This is a genomic window from Flavobacterium sp. IC2-16, from assembly GCF_055521455.1.
Window position 1 is genome coordinate 1,683,914 of the sequence record NZ_CM145480.1, and the last position, 22,179, is coordinate 1,706,092.

General features: G+C 35.0%; 21 protein-coding genes. 9 read left to right on the top strand and 12 right to left on the bottom strand.

The window, feature by feature from the left end; genetic code table 11:
* The first annotated feature begins 52 nt into the window (after nt 1-52).
* The 3 genes from ACZ1JT_RS07585 to tsaB all read left to right on the top strand — a co-directional run bounded on the left by ACZ1JT_RS07585 (nt 53) and on the right by tsaB (nt 3,451).
* Nucleotides 53-1,387: a TolC family protein gene (locus tag ACZ1JT_RS07585; RefSeq protein ID WP_465093237.1), complete on the top strand. Its 1,335-nt coding sequence runs from the start codon at nt 53-55 to the stop codon at nt 1,385-1,387.
* A gap of 3 nt (nt 1,388-1,390) precedes the next feature.
* Nucleotides 1,391-2,701: an efflux RND transporter periplasmic adaptor subunit gene (locus ACZ1JT_RS07590; protein WP_465093238.1), complete on the top strand. Its 1,311-nt coding sequence runs from the start codon at nt 1,391-1,393 to the stop codon at nt 2,699-2,701.
* Between the two features lie 81 nt (nt 2,702-2,782).
* Nucleotides 2,783-3,451, top strand: coding sequence for a tRNA (adenosine(37)-N6)-threonylcarbamoyltransferase complex dimerization subunit type 1 TsaB (gene tsaB, locus ACZ1JT_RS07595; RefSeq protein WP_465093239.1), 669 nt, complete (start codon nt 2,783-2,785; stop codon nt 3,449-3,451).
* Here tsaB and ACZ1JT_RS07600 read toward each other — a convergent pair whose 3' ends face one another.
* The 4 genes from ACZ1JT_RS07600 to ACZ1JT_RS07615 form a co-directional block, all read right to left on the bottom strand.
* Entirely contained in the window at nt 3,452-4,294 is an 843-nt protein-coding gene (locus ACZ1JT_RS07600) for a mechanosensitive ion channel family protein (protein WP_465093240.1), read from the bottom strand.
* A 3-nt stretch (nt 4,295-4,297) separates the two neighbouring features.
* On the bottom strand, nt 4,298-6,316 hold the full coding sequence (locus ACZ1JT_RS07605) for a thioredoxin domain-containing protein (protein ID WP_465093241.1): 2,019 nt from the start codon (nt 6,314-6,316) through the stop codon (nt 4,298-4,300).
* Between the two features lie 53 nt (nt 6,317-6,369).
* Nucleotides 6,370-6,573: a dodecin family protein gene (locus tag ACZ1JT_RS07610; protein WP_465093242.1), complete on the bottom strand. Its 204-nt coding sequence runs from the start codon at nt 6,571-6,573 to the stop codon at nt 6,370-6,372.
* A gap of 93 nt (nt 6,574-6,666) precedes the next feature.
* Nucleotides 6,667-7,566, bottom strand: a complete 900-nt coding sequence (locus ACZ1JT_RS07615; RefSeq protein ID WP_465093243.1) for a NifU family protein — start codon at nt 7,564-7,566, stop codon at nt 6,667-6,669.
* Nucleotides 7,567-7,774: 208 nt separating this feature from the next.
* On the opposite strand from ACZ1JT_RS07615, the gene ACZ1JT_RS07620 reads away from it, so the two are divergent.
* Together ACZ1JT_RS07620 and ACZ1JT_RS07625 are read left to right on the top strand one after the other, a co-directional pair.
* A complete protein-coding gene (locus tag ACZ1JT_RS07620; protein WP_465093244.1) occupies nt 7,775-8,776 on the top strand; it encodes a PorP/SprF family type IX secretion system membrane protein in 1,002 nt (333 codons plus the stop codon).
* A 54-nt stretch (nt 8,777-8,830) separates the two neighbouring features.
* On the top strand, nt 8,831-9,349 hold the full coding sequence (locus tag ACZ1JT_RS07625) for a gamma carbonic anhydrase family protein (protein ID WP_465093245.1): 519 nt from the start codon (nt 8,831-8,833) through the stop codon (nt 9,347-9,349).
* Here ACZ1JT_RS07625 and murI read toward each other — a convergent pair.
* The 8 genes from murI to ACZ1JT_RS07665 form a co-directional block, all read right to left on the bottom strand.
* Nucleotides 9,346-10,128 carry a glutamate racemase gene (murI, locus tag ACZ1JT_RS07630; RefSeq protein WP_465093246.1) on the bottom strand — a complete coding sequence of 261 codons (783 nt, stop codon included), beginning with the start codon at nt 10,126-10,128 and terminating at the stop codon, nt 9,346-9,348. The two genes, ACZ1JT_RS07625 and murI, sit on opposite strands and share 4 nt — an antisense overlap.
* Before the next feature lie 65 nt (nt 10,129-10,193).
* The gene (locus ACZ1JT_RS07635) at nt 10,194-10,703 is read right to left on the bottom strand and encodes an OmpH/Skp family outer membrane protein (protein ID WP_465093247.1); all 510 of its coding nucleotides are present in this window, start codon (nt 10,701-10,703) and stop codon (nt 10,194-10,196) included.
* Nucleotides 10,704-10,727: 24 nt separating this feature from the next.
* The gene (locus ACZ1JT_RS07640; protein WP_465093248.1) at nt 10,728-11,768 is read right to left on the bottom strand and encodes an OmpH/Skp family outer membrane protein; all 1,041 of its coding nucleotides are present in this window, start codon (nt 11,766-11,768) and stop codon (nt 10,728-10,730) included.
* Nucleotides 11,769-11,803: 35 nt separating this feature from the next.
* Nucleotides 11,804-14,545, bottom strand: a complete 2,742-nt coding sequence (gene bamA / locus ACZ1JT_RS07645) for an outer membrane protein assembly factor BamA (RefSeq protein WP_465093249.1) — start codon at nt 14,543-14,545, stop codon at nt 11,804-11,806.
* Nucleotides 14,478-15,218, bottom strand: a complete 741-nt coding sequence (locus tag ACZ1JT_RS07650; protein WP_465093250.1) for an isoprenyl transferase — start codon at nt 15,216-15,218, stop codon at nt 14,478-14,480. Before ACZ1JT_RS07650 ends, bamA begins: the two co-directional genes overlap by 68 nt.
* Before the next feature lies 1 nt (nt 15,219).
* Nucleotides 15,220-15,903 (bottom strand): type IX secretion system protein PorG, encoded by a 684-nt coding sequence (gene porG, locus ACZ1JT_RS07655; protein ID WP_465093251.1) that lies wholly within the window; start codon nt 15,901-15,903, stop codon nt 15,220-15,222.
* Between the two features lie 146 nt (nt 15,904-16,049).
* Entirely contained in the window at nt 16,050-16,934 is an 885-nt protein-coding gene (locus ACZ1JT_RS07660) for an NAD kinase (protein ID WP_465093252.1), read from the bottom strand.
* A gap of 7 nt (nt 16,935-16,941) precedes the next feature.
* A complete protein-coding gene (locus ACZ1JT_RS07665; RefSeq protein WP_465093253.1) occupies nt 16,942-17,601 on the bottom strand; it encodes a CBS domain-containing protein in 660 nt (219 codons plus the stop codon).
* 93 nt (nt 17,602-17,694) lie between these two features.
* Here ACZ1JT_RS07665 and ACZ1JT_RS07670 point away from each other — a divergent pair, with 93 nt between their 5' ends.
* From ACZ1JT_RS07670 to ACZ1JT_RS07685, 4 genes are all read left to right on the top strand, one after another.
* Nucleotides 17,695-18,408, top strand: coding sequence for a pyridoxine 5'-phosphate synthase (locus tag ACZ1JT_RS07670; RefSeq protein ID WP_465093254.1), 714 nt, complete (start codon nt 17,695-17,697; stop codon nt 18,406-18,408).
* A complete protein-coding gene (locus ACZ1JT_RS07675) occupies nt 18,408-19,175 on the top strand; it encodes an alpha/beta fold hydrolase (RefSeq protein WP_465093255.1) in 768 nt (255 codons plus the stop codon). Before ACZ1JT_RS07670 ends, ACZ1JT_RS07675 begins: the two co-directional genes overlap by 1 nt.
* Nucleotides 19,176-19,303: 128 nt before the next feature.
* Nucleotides 19,304-20,563, top strand: coding sequence for an OmpP1/FadL family transporter (locus tag ACZ1JT_RS07680; RefSeq protein ID WP_465093256.1), 1,260 nt, complete (start codon nt 19,304-19,306; stop codon nt 20,561-20,563).
* An 18-nt stretch (nt 20,564-20,581) separates the two neighbouring features.
* Nucleotides 20,582-22,141 (top strand): G-D-S-L family lipolytic protein, encoded by a 1,560-nt coding sequence (locus ACZ1JT_RS07685; protein ID WP_465093257.1) that lies wholly within the window; start codon nt 20,582-20,584, stop codon nt 22,139-22,141.
* Nucleotides 22,142-22,179: the final 38 nt, after the last annotated feature.

Sequence of the window (22,179 nt, forward strand, 5' to 3'; positions counted from 1 at the left end):
GAGTTCGAGTACAAAACAATATCTTTGTGCTGCTCTTGTCAAATTCAAGCCTATGAGAAGTTTACCTATAGCAAATTGGTTGCTAACATTTTGTTTGTTTTTATCCATAACGGCTGGAGCCCAGTCGAAAAAATGGACTTTGGAAGAGTGTGTAGATTACGCTATTCAAAATAACATTTCGATTAAACAATCGGAATTGGATGTAAAAACTACTTCTGTTGAAAAATTAGAAGCCATTGGAGGTTTTTTGCCAACGTTAAATGCGAATGCGAATTACAGTATTAATACAGGAGCCAATATTAACCCGGCTACCAATCAATTCGAAAACAATACCTTTAGATCGCTTTCGGCTGGAGCCAATTCGAGTATTCCGCTTTTTAACGGGTTGCAAAATTGGAAAACCTTGCAGCGAGCCAAATTAAATAAAATTGCTACAACATATCGTTTGGATAAAATGAAAGACGATATTGCTTTGTCGGTAGCAAATGCTTATTTGCAAATCTTATTTAATAAAGAGCAGCTGAAAGTTCTTCAAAATCAGAATAAAATTGCAAAAGAAAATATAGCAAGAACACAAGAATTAATAGATGCGGGTTCATTGCCTGCTGGAGATGTTTACGAATTGCAAGCTACAGACGCTAGTCAGGAGCAGCAAATAGTTAATGCTCAAAATGCGTTGTTGATTTCAAAAATTTCATTGTGTCAGACATTGCTGTTAGAAGATTATGCTAATTTTGATATTGCCGATGAAGCTTTTGATGTTCCGCTAAGTGCTATAACCGATGAATCTCAAGAGACGATTGTGAACAAGGCAAAAGATGCGGTTAAAGACATTAAAATTGCTATGGCTAATGTTGACGTAGCTAAGAAAGATGTTTCAATTGCTCGATCAAGTTATTTGCCAACGTTGTCAGCTTTCTTAGGTTATAATACGCGTTGGTCTGAAAGTGCTAATCTTAAATTTGTTGAACAATTGTATTTGTTTGATGGTACTGCTTTTGGTTTGCAATTGAATGTTCCCATTTTTAATGGATTTGCTACTCGCGGGCGAGTTCAACGAAGTAAAATAAGTAAAGAAAAAGCCGATTTGCAGTTAAAACAAGCCGAACTTGATTTAGAACGCAATGTATATCAGGCCTATAACGATGTTTCGAATGCTAAAAAATCGTATGAAGCAGCTCAGAAAACATTAGAGGCTCGAACTAAAGCATATGATTTTTCTAAAGATCGTTTCGAAATTGGTTTGATGAATTCTTACGATTTTTCACAGGCTTCCGTAGCAATGGAAAATGCACTTTCGGATGTGTTACGAACTAAATACGATTATATTTTCAGAACAAAAATTTTAGAATTTTATTTTGGAGTCCCATTATACAAAAAGCAATAAGCCATGACAAACAAAACAAAATATTTATTACTAGGCGGAACAGTTATACTTATCGTTTCTTTAATTGCCTTAAAAAAATCAGGTAAAATTGGGAATAACGACGAAGGAAAAGAAGTAGAGGTTGCAAAAATTGACGAGATTTCAATTGTTGAAACTGTTTCGGCTACCGGAAAAATTCAACCCGAAGTAGAGGTCAAGATATCTTCTGAAGTATCTGGTGAAATTATTGATTTGCCAGTTAAGGAAGGACAAGCGGTAAAGAAAGGAGACTTGTTGGTTAAAATAAACCCTGATATTTATGTTTCTGGGGTAAATAGAACTGTTGCGTCTTTATCAACATCAAAAGCTGGTTTAAACCAAGCAGATGCTCAGCTTAAAGAGGCTAAAGCTAATTATGAAAGAAATAAAAAATTATTCGAAAAAGGGGTAATTTCTAAATCGGAGTGGGATAAAATTGTTTCCTCTTATGAAGTAGCTCAAGCAAACAAGCAGTCGGCTTATTTCAACGTTCAAAGTGCATCTGCAACGGTAACGGAAGCCAAAGACAACTTAGGAAGAACGGCAATTTATGCTCCGGCTGACGGAACAATTTCCAGACTTGATGTCGAGTTGGGTGAGCGTGTTTTAGGAACACAGCAAATGGCAGGTACCGAATTGCTTCGCGTTGCCAACTTAAATAATATGGAAGTTGAAGTAGACGTTAATGAAAATGATATTGTTAAAATTACGGTAGGTGATTCGGCTAAAATTGAAGTAGATGCTTACTTGAAAAAAGAATTCAAAGGAATAGTAACCAGTATTTCAAATTCATCAGTAGCTACCACATCAGCAGATCAGGTTACTAATTTTAAAGTTAAAGTTCGAATCGTTAAAGAATCGTATCAGGATTTAATGACAGGAAAACCGGTTAACTATTCACCATTTCGCCCTGGAATGACTGCAACTGTTGATATTATAACGAATCGAAAAGAAAAAGTAGTGGCAGTTCCAATTAGTTCTGTTGTGATGAAGTCAGATACAACTGCTACTAAAAAAGATGTAGTTGCCGAGTTGGAAAAAGAACAAGAAGAGAAAATTAAAGGATCTACCGATAAAAAATACGAATGTGTTTTTGTTAAAGTTGGAGATAAAGCCAAACTTCGTGTAATTAAAACCGGTATCCAGGACGATACGAATATTGAGGTGTTAAGCGGACTTAAAAAAGGGGATGTTGTGATAGTTGGACCCTATACCACAGTTACAAAAGAACTTAATCCGGATGATAAAGTGAAGCTGAAAGAAAAAGGCTCCGATAAAGATAAATCTAAATCGTAATATGAAATCCCAAACTTGTAGGTTTGGGATTTTTTTATTGGCATTTCAAAAGTGTATCTTTGCGAATATTTTTTAACTACAATGACTTACATTTTAAATATTGAAACGGCTACCAGAAATTGTTCGGTTTCTGTTGCTCAAAGTGGAAAAACAGTGGTTTGCATTGAAATTGCAGATGAAGGGTATTCTCATGCCGAAAAGCTGCATGTGTTTATTGAAGAAGCATTGCAACAAGCCAATATTACTTTTCAAGATTTAAATGCCGTTGCGGTAAGTCAAGGACCGGGTTCTTATACTGGACTTAGAATTGGTGTTTCAGCAGCTAAAGGAATTTGTTATGCTTTGTCGATTCCTTTAATTGCGGTTGATACTTTAGAAACGTTGGCAAGGAAAATTACTATTGAAAACGGATTTATAATTCCGATGATTGATGCACGACGCATGGAAGTTTTTACGGCTGTTTTTGATAAAAACTACACTAAAACAAGATCAACAGAGGCTGAAATAATTACAGAAGCATCATATCAAGATATAAACGAAAATATTTATTTGGTTGGTGATGGGGCTATGAAATGTAAAGAGGTTTTACATTCAGAAAAATTTCATTACAATGAAACAATTGTTTTTCCATCGTCCAACGAAATGAGCGAACTTAGTTTTGCTAAATTTCAAGCGAATGATTTTGTGGATGTGGCGTATTTCGAACCTTTCTATCTGAAAGATTTTGTAATGACAACCAAAAAGCAATAATTATTTTTCGTTGATAATTCGCAGTTCTCTTTGAGGGAACGGAATTGAAATTCCAGCACCATCCAAAGCTTCTTTACAGTTTTCTAATATATCGGAAGTGACGATTAAAAAATGTTCGGTATCACACCAAGGACGAACACTTAAGGTTATAGCACTATCTGCCAATTCACGAACTACAATAACAGGCTCTGGAGTTTTAAGCACATTAGGATGATCTGTCATAACTTTCATAATGACTTCTTTTGCTTTTCGAATATCCGAATTATAAGCAATTCCAATAGTTAAATCGGCTCTTCGGATTCCTTCTTGCGAAAAATTTTTGATGGTACCGTTGCTTAAACTTCCGTTAGGAATGTATATGGTCTGATTGCTTGCAGAAAGTATTTTAGTGGTAAATATTTGAATTTCTTTTACGGTACCTAATTCTCCTTGCGCTTCAATAAGATCTCCTACTTTAAAAGGTTTGAATAAGATGATGAGTATTCCTCCGGCAAAATTGGAAAGTGATCCTTGGAGGGAAAGACCAATGGCAAGTCCCATGGCTCCAATGATAGCGACAAATGAAGAGGTTTCAATGCCTAAACGTTGAATTACAGTTATAAAAAGTAGAGCACGTAATCCCCAAAATAAACTGTTTCCTAAAAATACAGCCAGTGTTGGTTCGATATCTCGTTTTATCATTACTTTTTTGAAAAATCGGGTGATAAGGCTTACCGCCCATAACCCAATTACAAGTAAAATAATGGCTGAGATTAATTTGGGTGAATAATCAATAAACAATTGAAAATATTTGTCTAATAACTGATTAAAGTTCGTAATATCTGTACTGATTTCCTTCTTCATAAGTTAGATTTTTAGATCTTCTAAAGTGGCTTTTAATGATTCGAGTGGCAAGTTACACTTCTTGTTCTGACAAACAAAAAACATTGTTGTATCTTTAACAAAACGGTCTTCTAAAAAAGGGAGTTTGCTTTTAATGTCACTGCTAAAAATCACAACATGTGGTAAATATTGCTTTTGGATGTCTAGATTGTACTCTTTAGCGTTTTTGCCACAAATGGCTAGTTCTTTGTTGTCTTCCGATAGCTTGAGCCATAAATTCATCCAGTTCGAATATGCCGAAGCGTAATCGATAACAGGAATCATATGATGAAGCATTTGCAAGGTTATTTTTTCGTAATAGGAGTTATGAAACAGGATGCTTAGCAAAAATAAATTATTTGCCATAACCGAATTGGATGCCGGGATAACGTTGTCTTCCGTTTCGTAATGCTGTGCAATAAGCTGTTGTTCGTTTTTGGCTGTGAAAGCGAAAAATTGTTCTTCTTCGTTGTAAAAATGTTCGAAACAATAATCGGTTAGTTGTTTGGCCTGAAGAATGTAGCTTTCTTTTAAAGTAGCTTGATATAAGGCTATTAGAGCGTCAATTAGGAAAGCATAGTCTTCTAAGAAGCCTTTAATGGTACTTTTTCCATTTTTGTAAGAATGCCATAGGAAACCTTCGTCTGACCATTGTTTTTCTAATAAGAATTTAGCGTTTTTTTCGGCGACTTCTAGATAATGTGTATCACCCAAAGCAAGAAATGCATCTGCATAGCCTTTGAGCATTATGGCATTCCATGACGTTAACGATTTGTCATCCAAACGGGGTTTGTTTCGTTTTTCGCGTTCTGTGAAAAGAAGTTCTTCCCAATATTGTTTCTTGGTAGCTAATTCGGTTTCGCTAAGGTTGAGTTTTGCTGCTAGATTTTGTAGCGATTCAGTTTGAATTAGTACATAATTATCGTGTTCCCAATATCCAAACTCATTAATATTGAATACCGTGCTGAAAAGGGTAAAATCGTCTTTAATAATTTTTTTAAGGTCTTCTATTTGCCAAACATAAAATGCACCTTCTTCCAATTCGCCAATGTTATTAATGCTGTCAGCATCTAGCGCCGAATAAAAAGCGCCTTCTGTATTCCATAAATTACGTTCAATAAAAGATAGTGTTTTTTCAATTACGGTTTTGTACAACGGATTTTGAGTTCTTTTATAGGCCTCTGCGTAGAGCGTTACTAGTTGTCCGTTATCGTAAAGCATTTTCTCAAAATGTGGAACGTGCCATTTCATATCAACCGAGTATCTTGAAAAGCCACCATCTACTGTGTCAAACAAGCCACCATAGGCCATTCGGGTTAACGTTAAGTCTACAAAATTTAACAGGTCTTCAGAATGTGTCTGATACCCATAACGTTGTAAAAATAAATAGTTGTTGGGCATCATGAATTTAGGAGCTCGGGCATAACCCCCAAATTCCCAATCAAAGCTTTTGGACCATTTTTCAATCAACGGTTTTATTTCGTCGGAGTCTATTTTTTCTTCTGATGGGTTTTTGTCAACAATTCCTAAAATTTGGATCCCTTGATGTAGTTTTTCAGCATAATCAATCATTTTTGAAGGATTGTCTCGGTATAGGTTTTGAAGCTGATTTAATATGTCAACCCAATTTTCTTTTCGAAAATATGTTCCGCCCCATACAGGTCTTCCGTCGGGCAAACATACTACGTTTAAGGGCCAGCCTCCTTGTTTGGTCATGAGTTGTACTGCTTTCATGTATACAGCATCTACATCTGGACGTTCTTCTCGATCTACTTTTATGGAGACGAAGTGATTGTTCATTACTGCGGCTACCGATTCGTCTTCGAAGCTTTCATGTTCCATGACATGGCACCAGTGGCATGCCGAATACCCAATACTTACAACAAGCAATTTGTTTTGGGTTCGGGCTTCGTTTAAAGAATTTGTGTTCCAAGCTTTCCAATGAATTGGATTGTTGGCGTGTTGGAGTAAATATGGGCTGGTTTCGTTTTGTAGTTCGTTCATGATATAAAAAAAGCGTTCTTAAAGAACGCTTAAATATAAGGTGATTTCTGAAATTATTTTATTTCAAAAGTCAGTTTTAAATTGACTCTGAATTCGGTTACTTTTCCTTCGTCATTAACAACAGCGCTCTGCTCTTGTATGTATGCCGATTTGATGTTTTTTAATGTTTTTGATGCCTCTGCAACACCTTTTCGTGTAGCCTCCTCCCAGCTAACATCTGAACTGGAAAGGATTTCAATAACTTTCATTACGCCCATAATTGTCTATATTTTAAGGTTATAAAAATCTAAATTTAGAGGGTATTTTCTTAAAAAACAATTATTTGGGACTTTTTTAGAGGAACTACAAAATTATCCGTTTACAGCTTCTACTTTAATTTCTTGATCTTTCAACATTTCTTTAAGCATGTTTTCGATACCACTTTTAAGAGTAAATGTTGAAGATGGACAACCGCTACAAGCACCTTGAAGTAAAACTTTTACGCGTTTCTCTTTTTCATCATACGATTGAAAAGAGATATTGCCACCATCCGATTGTACTGCGGGTTTTACATATTCTTCCAAAATGTTGATGATTTGTTGCGACGTAGCATCAAGTTTGTCGAAATATTCGTCTTGTTGTTTTTCGTGGTTTGTAGTTTTTACAATTTGAGATTCGTCTATAACTTGTTTTCCACTTTCAATGTACGTTTTAATAAATGAACGGATTTCCTGTGTAATTTCCATCCAGTCGGCTATATCGTATTTGGATATTGAAACATAGTTTTCGTCAATAAAAACTTCTTTTACAAAAGGAAATTGGAATAATTCTTTTGCAAGTGGTGAAGCAGCAGTTTCGTCAATGTTTTTACATTCCACCATGGTTTTCGTAAGTAGTTTACTGGCAACAAACTTCATAACCGATGGGTTAGGGGTGGTTTCGCTGTAAACGGTTACGGGTATTTTTTTATTGAGATTTTCATCAATGTTTAAGATTTTGCCGCCTTTGTCGATGAAGGTTTCTATTTCTTCTGCAAGCAATTCTTGAACTTCATTCCATTCTACAATTGAAAATTTCTCGATAGCAATAAAATTACCTGAAATATACACTGTCTTAACAAAAGGCAGGTAGAATAATTTTTTTGCTAACGGAGATTGACTGGTTTCGTCTATGTTTTTAAACTCAAAATTTTGATTTTTAGTTATGAATTCAGGGAATTCAAACTTCAGGATGCTTGGATTTTGAGTTTCTCGTATTGTTACTTTTAACATTGGATTTGTTATTTTTTGCAAATTTAGTAAAGAAATATTCTTCTATTATTTATATTTGAATTTTAAGATATAAATTAACATTTCACTAACGAATTAAAAAAAATAATTTAGTAAAGGATATTTTGTTTATATTTTGAAAATAAAAGTTATATATTTGGTCGATTTTGATAAAAAAGTATTGAGTCCGATTTTCATAAATATAAAAAGTATGAATGTTTTCAAAAAAGGTGCGTTATTAGTAGGGTTGTTTTTAACTCAATTTGTGTTTTCTCAGGAGGGGATTGCGGTGTATTCCGATTATCTTTCTGATAACTATTATTTAATTCACCCATCAATGGCCGGAGCGGCAAATTGTGCTAAAGTTCGTTTAACAGCTCGTCAGCAATGGTTTGGTTCTACAGATGCTCCAAAATTGCAAACATTGAGTTTTAATACTTCGTTAGGAGATTCACAAACTTCAGGTTTTGGTGCCATTGCGTTTAATGATAAAAACGGTTACCACTCTCAAGTAGGTGCTAAAATTACATACGCACATCATATTAGATTTGGTGGCGATTTGAATATGTTATCATTCGGTATGAGTGCTGGTGCTGTTCAGAGTGTTTTGGATGAGACTCGTTTTAACGTTATTGAATATCCAGATCCAACAGTTCAAGGTATTGTTCGTGATAAATACACCTATTTTAATGTTGATTTGGGGATGTCATACCACTTAAGTGATTTCTATACTCATGTGTCTGTTAAAAATGCCATTGCAAACAAACGTCAAATCTATTCTGATGTTGAAAGTGATAACTTAAGAAAATTGTTATGGACTATGGGATATACTTTTGGCGATAGCGATAATATCCAATGGGAGCCTTCGATGATGTTTCAATTGACACAGCAAACCAAAGAGAAAGCTATCGATGCTAACATCAAGGTTTACAAAACAATGGAAGAATTTGGTAAAATTTGGGGAGGTTTATCATACAGAAGAAGTTTTGATGGAACAGAATATTTAAAAGATGGTTCTGTTAAAAATCAAAAATTACAATATATCACTCCAATTATTGGTGTGAATTATAAAAACTTCATGTTTGCGTATACTTATTCATACCTAACAGGTGATATTAAATACGATAGCAGCGGTTTTCATCAAATTACATTGGGGATTAATTTCAACTGTAAGCGTGATCCTTACCACTGTAATTGTCCTGCTGTTAACTAAAAAGCATAAATTATTAATTCATAGTCCCGATTTTCGGGACTTTTTTTTGAAATTATGGCATTAATTAAGGAAGTTAGAGGCAACTATCCTCAAATACCTGAGGATTGTTTTGTAGCTGAAAACGCTACGATTATTGGAGAAGTTAGTTTTGGACATTCGTGCAGCGTATGGTTTAACGCTGTAGTTCGTGGTGATGTTCATTTTATTTCTATAGGTAACAAAGTAAATATTCAAGACGGTGCAGTTATTCATTGTACTTATCAAAAGCATCCTACCATAATTGGAAATAACGTATCAATTGGTCATAATGCAATAGTGCACGGCTGTACAGTACAAGACAATGTTTTGATTGGTATGGGAGCAATTGTAATGGATAATTGTGTTATTGAGAGCAATTCAATAGTTGCAGCGGGTTCTGTAGTTACCCAAAACACAGTTGTAGAATCGGGAACAATTTATGCCGGAATACCGGCTAAGAAGGTAAAGGATATAAATGCTTCGGATTTTGCTGGAGAAATTGAACGCATTTCGAACAATTATGTGATGTATTCTTCTTGGCTGAAAGAAGATTAAAAATTCTGTTCAAATACATTCTTAGAAAACCCTAAAAGTTCTTTGAGAACTTTAGCATTGCCATTGGTGTAAAATATGTTTGTACTTTTTACTGTTGTTTCAGTATTGGCTAAATGATGCTTGTCTAGTATCTTTTTGGTTTGTTTGGCAACAGCTTCACCCGAATCAATTATTTTAATATGCTCAGGGATTATTTTTTTGATTTGTGGGATAAGGAAAGGGTAGTGCGTACATCCTAATACCAAGTAATCGATATTCGCCTCAATCATCGGATTTAAATAGCTTTGAAGCAGTGATGTCATTTCATCCGAGTCTATTTTTCCATCTTCAATAAGTTGAACCAAACCGTGCCCAATTTGTTCCACTATTTTAGTTGAAGAATATGTTTCTACTGCTTTATGGAATAGTTCGCTGTTTAGCGTTCCTTTAGTGGCTAAAATGCCAATTATTTCTGTTTTAGACTGATTGGCAGCGGGTTTAATTGCCGGTTCAATTCCGATAAAAGGAACATCGAATTTTTGACGTAATTCTTTTATGGCGTTTGTTGTAGCCGTATTACAAGCCACTACAATTAATTTGCAATTTTGTTTTAAAAGTTCTTGAGTATTTTTAATACTTAAGGCTATAATTTCATCTTTGCTTTTTTGACCATAAGGTGCGTTTTTACTGTCGGCTAAGTAAATAGTGTTCTCGTTGGGAAGTAATTCGTGAATTTCCTTCCATATTGAAATACCTCCAACACCGGAGTCAAAAATGCCTATAGGTTTAGTGTTACTCATAAAGCAAATGTAAAAAAAAACTGCTCTATTGAGTAGAGCAGTTTTTGAGTTTTGTGAAAATTTTATTAGAAACCTAATTCTTTTTTAACTTCCGGTAATAAGTTTGGACCGTCTGCAAGAATAACACCGCTTCCGCTAGTAGAATCTAATACATATTGGTATCCTTTTGCTTTCGCTACTTTTTGGATAGCAGCTCTTGCTTTATCCATAATTGGTTTTACAAGATCCATTTCTTTTTGTTGCAATTCTTTTTGAGCAGTTTCTCTAAATTGTTGGATACGTTGCCCCATATCTTGCATTTCTTTTGCACGAGTTTCGTTTACTGCTTCACCAACTGTTGATGCTTCAGACTCGTATTTTTTCATTTTATTTTGGTATTCTGTTACCAAAGTTTGGTATTCTTTGTCGTAAGTTTCACCAATTTTTTTCACCTGTGCTTGAGCTGTTTTCATTTCAGGCATTGTCGTCATTAGTTCCTGCACATCAATGTGAGCTACTTTTGCCTGAGCCGACATAGTTTGAGTAGCACCAATAAATAGTGCAGCAGCGATAAGTAAAGTTTTCAATTGTTTCATCTTGTTTAATCGAGTTAATTAATTTTAATTTTTGTTTTCTTCTAATTTTTTCTTTAGTGCTTCTTCTCTTTCTTTTTTGGCTTTCTCTCTATCTTCTAATATTTTCTTTCTTTTTTCTTCTAAAGCTTTCTTACGTTCATCAATTGTTTTTTGACGTTCTTCGGCTATTTGTTTTTTCTTTTCCTCGGCTGCGGCTTTTTTGTCTTCAACTGTTTCACCTTTAACTTCTTCTTTGTCACCTTCGGTTTTTGTGTCTTCAGCTTTTACACCTTCATTCTTGTCTGCCTCTTTATCGGCCTCCGATTTGTTAGGATTCTTTTTGGCTTCACGCTCTTCTAACATTTTTTGACGTCGTTCTTCTAACGCTTTTCTTTTCTCTTCTGCGGTTTTTTTACGATCTTCTAATAGTTTTTCGCGAGCAGCTTTTTTCTCTTCAAGTTTTTTCTGACGTTCAATTTGATCTGGATTTTCTGCAGCCATATCGTCAAGAGCATCTTGTTTTTCTTGCTCTTTTAATTGCTTTTTAGACATTTGTTCTTTCTTTTGTGCCCGTGTCAATTCACGAAGAACACGATCACTCAAGTCGTAACGTTTTGCTGCAAAAAGCATGGTCATATCTGATGATTTGTCAAAAACAAAATCGTATTTCATACGTTCCGCAATATCTTGAACCGTATTGAAAACTTGATCTTGAATTGGTTTTACCAAAGTGGCTTTTTGAATCATCAAATCACCGTTTGGTCCAAACCTTTTTTGTTGATAATCTATAAGTTCTTTTTCAAGGAACGCAATTTCTTCTTCTCTTTCTTGAATTAATTCTTTAGTTAAAAGAACTTTTTCGTTTTTAAGAGTTTCTTTTAAAGCATTAATCTCATTCTTTTTTAGTTCAATTTCCTGTTTCCAGGTTTGAGCTTTTTGTTCTAATTGGTTTTTAGCTTCGGCATAATCTGGAGTTTTTTCCAGAATGTAATCCATATCTATATAACCAACTTTTATACCGCGACTCTGTGCTTGAACTGCTACAGTTGCGCAAGTTATAAGTGCAATCAAAAAATATTTTCTCATAACTAAAAAGTTTAATTCAACTATCGTGCCAAATCTTAAAATTGTTGTCCAATAATAAAATGCGTTTGCCATCCACTCTTCTGGTCACCCTGTCCTGGAATAGCATCAAAGCCATGGCCGAAATCAATTCCTAATAGACCAAATGCTGGCATAAATACGCGTAATCCAAACCCTGCTGAACGTTGTAAAGCAAATGGATTGTAATCTTTAAACGAAGCATATGAGGTTCCAGCTTCTGCAAATGTTAATGCATAAATGGAAGCAGCTTGCTTTAGTGTAATTGGGTAACGTAATTCTAACGAAAATTTGTTGTAAATGGTTCCTCCAATTTGTTGTGGAACTCCATTTTTATAAATCACAGGCGATAAGGATTGATTAGGGTACCCTCGTAATTGAATCATCTCACGACCATCCATTGAGAAGTTGGCTAATCCATCACCTCCTAAGTAATATCTCTCAAAAGGAACTAGTCCTCTATCTTTATTATACGCGCCTAAAAAACCAAATTCTCCTAAAGAACGAAGTACTAATTTATCATAAATTTTTGTATACCAGTCTGCTTTGAACTTAATTTTGTAATATTCAAGCCAATTGAAACGTTTTTGATCTACTTTCCCTTGATCGGCAGCAGCCAATGTATAATCGTTGTTGGTTACTGGATTTCCATTAGCATCTAAGTAAGTTCCGGCAGGCACATAACTTCCGTTAGGAGTTTGTGTGTTTTGAGTAGTAACTCTTTTATAATCTCTTAGATTGTGTAAATTTCCATAGTCAATACCATTTATTAATGAATATGGAAGGGTGAATTTACCAGTTACTGAAAATTCAGAACCATAAGTTGGATATATTGGGTTGAAACCTTTACTGTTTCTTGATAAGCCCAAAGTGAAGGTAAGATTTCGGGAAGAACCATTACCAAAGGTAAATAAACCTGTGTTGTAATTGTGTAAATCGTAATATTGGAACGATGCTCCTGTTGATAGTACAAAATAGTCGTCTGGAACCGAAAGTCTTTTTGCCATACCGACTGCTAAAGTGGTAATGTTAAAACTCTGATTTCTTGTTACATCACGTGAAGCGTAATTGTATAAAAACTGTTTACTGTGTGAAAGGGAAGTGGAAAAACTAATTGGTTTCTTTCCACCTAACCATGGCTCTGAAAAGGATAAGCTATAGGTTTGGAAATATGAACTTCCCTGTAAACGCAATGCCATTTTTTGCCCATCTCCCATTGGTAGGGGTTTGTATGCATCTTTATTAAACATGTTTCGAATAGAGAAGTTGTTGAACGAAAGTCCTAGTGTTCCAATGAAACCACCACCTCCATAACCTCCTTGAAGCTCGACTTGGCTAGATCCTTTTTCTACAACATGATAAGTAATATCTACAGTTCCATCTGCTCCATTAGGTTTAACATCAGGATGTAGTTGTTCCGCGTCAAAGAATCCTAACTGTCCAAGTTCACGTATGGTTCGAACCACATTTTCTTTACTCCATTTTTGTCCTGGTTTTGTTCGAAGTTCACGATAAATAACACGGTCGTTAGTTTTGTCGTTTCCAGTAACTGCTACATTGTTGAAATATGCAATTGGTCCTTCGGTAATACGAATTTCAAAATCAATTGTATCGTTAACAGTTTTAACTTCAACAGCATTAATATTTGAGAATAAATAACCGTTGTTTTGATACATGTTTGTAAGGTCGTCTGCGTCAGGGTTTTTCTTATTTGAAATACGTTCGTCTAGTAATTTTCCATTGTAAACATCACCTTTTTTAATACCTAAGGTGTTTTCCAATTGTTCATTGTTATATATGGTATTCCCTAAAAAACGGATGTTTCCAAAATAATGCTTTTTGCCTTCTTCGATATTGATATTGATGTCAACCGTGTTTTTTTCTTTGTCGTAGTTGACAGTTTCTTCTGTAACACGAGCATCACGATATCCTTTTTCTTTGTATTTGTCTACGATAGCAGTTAAGTCTTCGTTGTATTTTTCTTTAATAAATTTTGAAGATTTGAATACTCGCATAGGATTAAGTAATCCTTTTCTTTTGGTATTTGCCATCGCACCTCTAAGCTTTGAGTCTTTGATTTGCGAATTTCCTGTAAAATTGATGGCGTTAATTTTTACTTTTTTACCGCGATCTACCGAAACCACCATGTTTACACGGGTGTCGGTTGAATCAGGTATGGTGTTTATTGTTACTTTAGTGTTGTAATACCCCTCTTTTTTGTATTTGTTTTCGATGTAGTTTTTAGTAGTGGTTAGAAGGTTTTCATTAACCACTTTGTCTTTTTTAAGATCATTATCTTTGATCAAGCCTTCAACTTTGCCTTTTTTTACTCCTACAAATTTTACATCATTCAGTTTAGGTAATTCGTTGATGTTTAATTCTAGATAAATACTGTCGTTTTGGACTTTGTCTACATAGAAGTTGATATCGTTAAACAGACCAAGTTTCCATAGTTTTTTTATGGCTTGACTAATTTCATCTCCAGGTACGGTAATAGTTTGTCCTTTTTCAAGTCCGGTAAAAGTGGTTACGGTTTGTTTGTTGTAGCTTATTTTTCCGGTTACTTCAATATCGGCAAGTATATATTGTTTTCCAGCTTCAAGAGTATTGTTTTCTTGTGCCTTTAAAATGGATATATTTCCTAATAGTAAAACAGCAAAAAATAGTTTTGTTGCTTTTTGAAACATTTTGGTATTATTTAATTTGTTCACTCGTTTTTCCAAATCTTCTTTCTCTATTCTGATAACTGATAATTGCTTCATACAAATCTTTTTCTCTAAAATCGGGCCATAGAACTTCAGTAAAAAAGAATTCAGCATAAGCGATTTGCCAAAGCAAAAAGTTGCTGATTCGTTGTTCACCACTGGTTCTAATTACCAAATCTACATCTGGTAAATTTTGCGTGTAAAGATGCTGATTAATAATTGATTCGTCAATATCGGTTATTGAAATTATGTTATTTTTAACTTTATCGCTTATTTTTCTCACGGCATTAACAATTTCTTCGCGAGATCCGTAGCTTAACGCGAGTGTTAATGTCATTCTTGTATTGTTTTTTGTTTGTTCAATAACATCAATTAGTTCTTTGTGAACCCCTTTGGGCAGGCTTTCTAAATTACCAATTGCGTTTAGTTTGATGTTGTTGTTTTTTAGTGTTGTGATTTCACCTTTAAGCGAAGAAATTAATAAACGCATTAAAGTGTCTACTTCCAGTTTCGGGCGATTCCAGTTTTCAGTAGAAAAAGCATACAATGTTAGGTTTTCGATTCCGAGTTTAGCACACGTTTCAACCGTTTCGCGTACTGCTTTAGTCCCGTTTTCGTGACCAAAAGCGCGGAGCATTCCTTTTTGTTTAGCCCACCGACCATTTCCATCCATGATGATGGCTAGGTGTTTGGGTAAATTATCTGTATTTATTTGTTCTTTTAAACTCATTTTATTCTGCACAATAGCATGGATTTACACCAAAAGTGTACGTCAATGTTATTCCGGTAAATACATACCAGTCGTTACTGTTCAAGTTTCCAAATTGAAACTGTTTTAACTCATCTTTCTTCGGGTTGCTTCCATCCAGATTGTCTGTAAATGTATAGCGAACACCGGTTTCTATTCCTAAAACAAACTTGTCGGCAAGTCTGGTTTTTATCCCAACCGTCATTGGAATTGCCAAAGCATATCCCTTTTTATCAATTTTTGTTTGTCCGTTTACAACATACAATTCATCATATTGAAAATAACTAAGCCCTGTATGTACATATGGAGTTGTTATTGCTCCGCTTTCATGTAAGTTGAAATCAAAAAAATTGAATTCTAAACCTGCCGAAATCTCTTTCACTTCATTTTCAAAACTAAACCCTCTTTTTTTACGTGAAGGTGCATCAGCATTAGCATCGTTTGCTGAAATTTTAGCTTGGTTGTATGAAAAACGCCAAGAATGTCTTGTGCTTCGATTCCATTTGTACAAAAGACCCAAACTCATTTCTTTCGGCGCAATGTAATTTGTTGCTCCAACATCTCCAATATAGTTGCTTCCTCCTAAAAATATACCCAATTCATTTATTTGAGCGTCTACTTTAGAAAACAGCAAAAGAAAGAAAATTACAGTTATAAGTCTGTTCATTTTTTAAAAATAGTGTGCAAATATAAGAATATTGATTTCTAAACCGTTGCTATTGTTATATTTTCACGTTTAATAATGTTGATTTTTTGAATTTGTTATTATTAAACGCATAGAAAGCCAGTGTAGTATTTTTGGGGATAAAAATATTAATTGCGCTTGTCTTCGCCCCAAAGCAGTTTGTTGCGTAAGGTTTTGAGGAAGGTTTCGTTTGGAAATTCGACAAGGTTAATCGTAAATGGTGCCTTCTTAATGTAGATTTCGTTATGATTGTCAATGGCCTTTGTTCCTGAATCCATGGAAATTAAAAATTGGGGTTCTCTGCCGGATACACGTAATTTTATTTCGGTTTCATCACAAATAACCAATGGGCGTACGTTTAAATTGTGTGGTGCTATTGGGGTAATAACCAAACATTTCGACTCTGGTGCTATAACCGGGCCGCCACAACTTAAGTTGTATCCTGTTGATCCTGTAGGTGTTGAAATAATTAAACCATCAGCCCAGAATGAAGTTAAGTATTCTCCGTTTAAACAGGTTTCAATGGTAATCATTGAGGTGGTGTTTTTTCGAGCTACGGTAATTTCGTTCAATGCAAAATTCAAATCAAAAATATCACAAGGATCAGGATAACATTCCAGACTTAATAAAGTTCGTTGTGATAATTTATAGGTGTTTGAGAAAAGTAACGGTAATAGTTTTTCAATGGCTTCTTCTTGAACATTAGCTAGAAATCCTAGTCTTCCGGCGTTAATACCTACAATAGGAATGTTTTTGCTTTTTACAAAAGTAGCTGCGCGCAACATAGTACCGTCGCCTCCAAGACTTAAGAAGAATTTAAAATCGTCGTTTAATTCGGAATGATTGTTAAAAACAGATTTTGGTTGGTCTAATGCTTTTTTGTCAAGAAGTAAGGAATGGAAATTAGCTTCAAAAACAATTTCTGCATTGTTGTTTGCAGCAACAGTTAAAATTCGGGCTATAATATCTTTCGTGTTTTCTTGACAAGTTTGTCCGTATAACGCTAATTTCATTTCTTAATTAAATATTTAAGTATTTGTCCAAGTAATCGGAACGGTCTTTTAGATTTTTTAGATATGCATCTTCTTGATGGTCACTGATAATTTCGTAATTGTATCGTCTAAACGACTGGATGATTTCGTTAATGCCGCCTAAACTTATTTTAACAGTAATTTGAATTTTGTCTTGGTGTATAGATGAAATAAAGACTCCTAGAATTTTAGCATTATTACTTTCAACAATTTGAGCTATTTCGCCCATACTGTAATCACGAACGCCTTTTTCAACAATTAAAATATTTCCGTTTTCTTTTACGAATGGGGTATCATGAAAAAACTTGATAACATCGGCCATTTCATAATACCCAATGTAAGTGTTGTTCTCGTCTAGTACGGGTGCGATATTAGCTTCGTTTTTGGCTAAAACTTCCAGTACATCTAGCCAACTCATGGTATTACGAACAAAAAAGCGTTCAAAATTATAGCGAAAATCGTTTACCTTTTTAGCGGCATCCAGCAATTCAACATCTTCCGAATTAATACATCCGATGTAAATACCTTCTTCGGTAACGGGAAAATGTGAGAAAGGATATTCTAAAAAAATATCCTGAGCGTTTCCAATGCTGTCACCAACATTCAAAGGATTAATTTCATTGAGTATGTAGTCTGTAATTTCTGTCATAGAATTAAAATCGAAATCGACTGCAAAATAATCAAAAATTAGGACATTCCAGCTTAAATATACTTTGTATTTTTGTAAGTAAATTTTTTTAACATGACAAAATTATCAGTAAATATTAATAAAATAGCGACGTTGCGTAACGCCAGAGGTGGAAATGTGCCTGATTTGTTGCAAGTGGCTCGCGATGTTCAAAAATTTGGGGCGCATGGAGTAACAGTTCATCCAAGACCCGATGAACGTCATATACGATATCAAGACGCTAGAGATTTGGTTTCGGTAGTTCATACAGAATATAATATTGAAGGAAATCCACAGCATAATTTCATTGATTTGGTTTTGGAGTGCAAGCCTACTCAGGTTACGCTTGTTCCGGATGCTATTGGAGCGTTAACATCAAATGCGGGTTGGGATACGATTACGCATCAAGATTATTTAAAGGATGTGATTTCGGAGTTCAAAAGAAATGGAATCAGAACGTCAATTTTTGTGGATCCGATATTAAAAATGATTGAAGGTGCTAAAGCCACCGGTACAGATCGAATTGAATTGTATACCGAAGAATTTGCTCATCAATATGGTTTAGGAAATAAAAATGGAATTGATGCTTATGTCACAGCTTCTATACTGGCAAACGAGTTGGGACTAGGGATTAACGCCGGACACGATTTGAGTCTGGATAATATTAAATTTTTCAAGGAAAACATACCTAATTTGTTAGAAGTTTCTATCGGTCATGCCCTAATTTCAGAATCGATATACTTAGGCCTAGAAAATGTGATTAATATGTATTTGCAAAGATTGAAATAATGGAATTGTATTCGAGAATTGAAGGAGAGGGAAAACCTTTGTTGATTATTCATGGTTTTTTGGGAATGTCTGACAATTGGAAGACCTTAGGGACTCAGTTTGCAGCAAATGGTTTTCAAGTTCATATGTTGGATATGCGAAATCATGGAAAAAGCCCTCATAGTGAAGAATTCACGTATCAAAGTATGGTGGATGATGTAATAGCCTATTGTAATACACACCAAATAGGTACAATGCAATTAATAGGTCACTCTATGGGGGGTAAGGTTGCAATGTTGTTGGCTACCGAATTTCCAGATCGGGTTGAAAAGCTAGTTGTTGCAGATATTGGGCCGAAGTATTATTCACCACATCATCAAAAAATATTGGCGGGCTTGAATGCGGTAGATTTTGACACGAAGCCTAATAGGGCCGAAGCTGAAGCAATGTTGGCAGAATATGTTTCCGATTTTGGAACGCGACAGTTTCTTTTAAAAAGTTTGTATTGGAAAGAACCAGGGCAATTGGCGTTTCGATTTAATTTAGATGTGTTTAATAGAAAGGTTGAAATGATTGGTGAGGCTTTGCCTTTTGAAAATCGTTTTGACAAACCAACCTTGTTTTTGAGAGGAGATAAATCGGATTATATATTGGATTCCGACTTTGAAACAATTCGACACCATTTTCCAATGTCTGAGATTATTACTGTGAAAAATTCTGGACATTGGTTGCATGCCGAAAATCCCACCGATTTTTATGCCTTTACGTTGGATTACCTAAAGGAATAACAGGCTTTTTTAGGAAGTAGTATGAAAGCATAACATTTTTCTTAAAAAAATTGTAAAATCCATATTTTGTTATAAATTTGGATGAGTTTTATTAAAAGCGAAAGAAAAACTAACACATTTATTACATTATGAGAAAACTATTATCTTTAACTTTAATGGCTTTAGCAGGTACTACGGCATTCGCAGGAGGGTATCGTGTGAGTTTGCAAGGTCAGAAACAAATGGCAATGGGGCACACTGGTGTTGCTGTAGTTAATAGTGCTGAATCGGCATTTTTTAACCCTGCCGGATTAGCTTTTTTAGAGGATAAATTTAATTTATCAGTTGGAGCAAGTGCACTTTTTGCAAAAACAAATTTTAAAAACGAACAGTATAACACAACGGCTTCTACAGAGAATATGGGTACACCATTTAATGTGTATGCATCGTATAAAATTAATAAGTGGTTAACGGCTGGTTTAGCAGTTTACACACCTTATGGTAGTGCTGTTAAATGGGATCAAGATTGGGCTGGAGCACATTTGGTGAACAATATCGACTTGAAAGCAATTTATATTCAACCAACAGTTGCAGTTAAAGTTAGTGATGAGTTTAGTTTTGGTGGAGGTCCAATTTATGTAACGGGTTCTGTTGAATTTAATAGAAATTTATCGCCAAATCCACTTCTTTCTAATAACGGACAACCTTCTGATGTTACTTTAGATGCAAAAGGTATTTCTGCTTGGGGATATACTGCTGGATTTATGTTTAATCCTTGTAAAGAAATGCGTTTAGGATTTAACTATCGTTCTGAAATTATCATGAAAGCTCGTGGAGGAGATGCTACATTTAACGATGTTCCACCAATTGCACAAGGAACATTCACTAACACTACTTTTTCAGCAAATTTACCTTTGCCAGCTGAAATTACTGCAGGTTTATCGTTAAATCTAACTAAAAAATGGTTGGTGGCATTTGATTACAACAGAACATTATGGAAAGTTTATGATGCATTAATTGTTGATTTCGACAACAATGTGCCTAAATCTGTAAATCCAAGAAATTATAAAAATACTAATACATATAGAGTAGGTACTCAATACAAAGCAAACGATAAGTTTACTTTTAGAGGTGGTTGGTATATTGATGAAAGTCCTGTTCAAGATGGTTATTTTGCACCAGAAACACCTCGTAATGATGCGATGGGTTTCACAGGAGGTTTAACATACCAGTTTAACAAAAAACTAGGAATTGATGCTTCGTTCTTGTATTTACATTTTGATGAGATACAAAATTCTTACGATCATTATGTAGATCCAACAGCTGGTACTGGAGATAATCTTCCTTTTAAAGGAACATATAAGTCTTCTGTATTTGCACCTGGACTTGGTTTGACTTATAGTTTCTAATTCTAAATGAAAAGTAAAATGAAAAATAAATTTATATATTTAGCTGTATTGGCAGCTATGGGATTTGCTTCGTGTGAGCCCGAATTTGAAAACGATGTAACTGCAAACTATACTGCTGGTGATGCTGATTTCTCAACGTATGTTGCGGTGGGTAATTCATTGACAGCTGGTTATATGGATGGGACTGTATATAAAAGTGGTCAAATGAATTCATATCCAAATCTTTTGGCGCAAAAATTTGCTGCTGTTGGAGGTGGTTCTTTTACACAGCCTTCATATGCTGACGATGTTGATAATTTAGGAGGTTTAACTTTAGGGGGTATTCCAATTGCTACAACAAGATTAGTTATTGATGCGGGAGATCAAAGACCTGAAAATTTAGTTGGAACTCCAACAATTGAAGTTTCTAATTTACAGGCCACTGCTTATAATAACATGGGTGTTCCTGGTGCAAAATCTTTCCATTTGTTGGCTTCTGGATACGGTAATGTTGCGGTGGTTTCTCTTGGTATGGCTAACCCATACTTTGTGAGACATGCAACTTCTCCAACAGCAACCGTTTTAGGTGATGCTATGAGTATGAATCCAACTTTCTTTACGAACTGGATTGGTGCTAACGACGTATTGGCTTTCGCTACTTCTGGTGGAGCTGGTGTTGATCAAAATGCTGCTGGTAATTTAAATCCTGCAACTTATGGTGGTAATGATATTACTAACGCTAATGTTTTTGCTAGTGTTTACAATACAATTATTACTACATTAACTTCTGGTGGAGCTAAAGGGGTTGTTTGTACAATTCCTAGTGTAACATCAATTCCATATTTTACAACGGTACCTTACAAACCATTGTCGCCTGCTGCACTTGGAGGAGACGCTAACATTAATATGTTAAATGTGCAATTGTATGGTCCTTTAAATGGTATTTTTTCTGCTTATGGTGAGCCAGGGCGTGTTCGCTTGTTGTCTACTACGTCTGCAAATCCAGTATTAATTACAGATGAGATGGCTATTGATCGATCTGCTGAAATTACTGCTGCTTTAACACCATCATTAGGAGCTCCAACGGCTGCTGCTTTTGGTGCTATTTTTGGAAAAGCAAGACAATCTGCGGCTGATGATTTAATCGTATTGCCTGCGTCTTCTTATATTGGAACAACTAATGCATCTGCTCCAGCTCCAGCTAATATTAATGGTGTAACTTATCCTTTAGCTGATAAATGGGTTTTAATTCCAACAGAAAAAACTGCAATTTCAAATGCAACTATGGCATTCAATAACTCGATTGTTGCAATAGCTAATGCAAACGGATTGGCAGTTGCTGATATGAATGCAATTATGAACCGTTTGGTTAGTGGATTACGCGTTGAAACAGGTCAGATGTATACAGCTAATTATTTCAGTGGGTCGACTACAGAAGGTCAAGTGTTATTTTCGTTAGATGGGGTACATCCTAATGCTAGAGGATATGCGGTAATTGCAAATGAAATTATCAAGGTGATTAATGCACATTATCATGCCAATATTCCATTGCATAACCCTTCATATTTCCCTGGAATACATATTGTTCCTACGAACTAATATTGAATAAGTTTATTAAAAAGCGCTGATATTTCAGC

Excerpts from the sequence above, each read along its gene's own strand:
- ACZ1JT_RS07585 (WP_465093237.1), top strand. The coding sequence starts at position 53 with ATGAGAAGTTTACCTATAGCAAATTGGTTGCTAACATTTTGTTTGTTT.
- ACZ1JT_RS07605 (WP_465093241.1), bottom strand. The coding sequence starts at position 6,316 with ATGAACGAACTACAAAACGAAACCAGCCCATATTTACTCCAACACGCC.
- ACZ1JT_RS07615 (WP_465093243.1), bottom strand. The coding sequence starts at position 7,566 with ATGTTAAAAGTAACAATACGAGAAACTCAAAATCCAAGCATCCTGAAG.
- ACZ1JT_RS07610 (WP_465093242.1), bottom strand. The coding sequence starts at position 6,573 with ATGGGCGTAATGAAAGTTATTGAAATCCTTTCCAGTTCAGATGTTAGC.
- porG (WP_465093251.1), bottom strand. The coding sequence starts at position 15,903 with ATGAACAGACTTATAACTGTAATTTTCTTTCTTTTGCTGTTTTCTAAA.
- ACZ1JT_RS07620 (WP_465093244.1), top strand. The coding sequence starts at position 7,775 with ATGAATGTTTTCAAAAAAGGTGCGTTATTAGTAGGGTTGTTTTTAACT.
- ACZ1JT_RS07665 (WP_465093253.1), bottom strand. The coding sequence starts at position 17,601 with ATGACAGAAATTACAGACTACATACTCAATGAAATTAATCCTTTGAAT.
- ACZ1JT_RS07635 (WP_465093247.1), bottom strand. The coding sequence starts at position 10,703 with ATGAAACAATTGAAAACTTTACTTATCGCTGCTGCACTATTTATTGGT.
- ACZ1JT_RS07590 (WP_465093238.1), top strand. The coding sequence starts at position 1,391 with ATGACAAACAAAACAAAATATTTATTACTAGGCGGAACAGTTATACTT.
- ACZ1JT_RS07625 (WP_465093245.1), top strand. The coding sequence starts at position 8,831 with ATGGCATTAATTAAGGAAGTTAGAGGCAACTATCCTCAAATACCTGAG.
- murI (WP_465093246.1), bottom strand. The coding sequence starts at position 10,128 with ATGAGTAACACTAAACCTATAGGCATTTTTGACTCCGGTGTTGGAGGT.
- ACZ1JT_RS07680 (WP_465093256.1), top strand. The coding sequence starts at position 19,304 with ATGAGAAAACTATTATCTTTAACTTTAATGGCTTTAGCAGGTACTACG.
- tsaB (WP_465093239.1), top strand. The coding sequence starts at position 2,783 with ATGACTTACATTTTAAATATTGAAACGGCTACCAGAAATTGTTCGGTT.
- ACZ1JT_RS07675 (WP_465093255.1), top strand. The coding sequence starts at position 18,408 with ATGGAATTGTATTCGAGAATTGAAGGAGAGGGAAAACCTTTGTTGATT.
- ACZ1JT_RS07660 (WP_465093252.1), bottom strand. The coding sequence starts at position 16,934 with ATGAAATTAGCGTTATACGGACAAACTTGTCAAGAAAACACGAAAGAT.
- ACZ1JT_RS07650 (WP_465093250.1), bottom strand. The coding sequence starts at position 15,218 with ATGAGTTTAAAAGAACAAATAAATACAGATAATTTACCCAAACACCTA.
- ACZ1JT_RS07600 (WP_465093240.1), bottom strand. The coding sequence starts at position 4,294 with ATGAAGAAGGAAATCAGTACAGATATTACGAACTTTAATCAGTTATTA.
- ACZ1JT_RS07640 (WP_465093248.1), bottom strand. The coding sequence starts at position 11,768 with ATGAGAAAATATTTTTTGATTGCACTTATAACTTGCGCAACTGTAGCA.
- bamA (WP_465093249.1), bottom strand. The coding sequence starts at position 14,545 with ATGAAGCAATTATCAGTTATCAGAATAGAGAAAGAAGATTTGGAAAAA.
- ACZ1JT_RS07670 (WP_465093254.1), top strand. The coding sequence starts at position 17,695 with ATGACAAAATTATCAGTAAATATTAATAAAATAGCGACGTTGCGTAAC.
- ACZ1JT_RS07685 (WP_465093257.1), top strand. The coding sequence starts at position 20,582 with ATGAAAAATAAATTTATATATTTAGCTGTATTGGCAGCTATGGGATTT.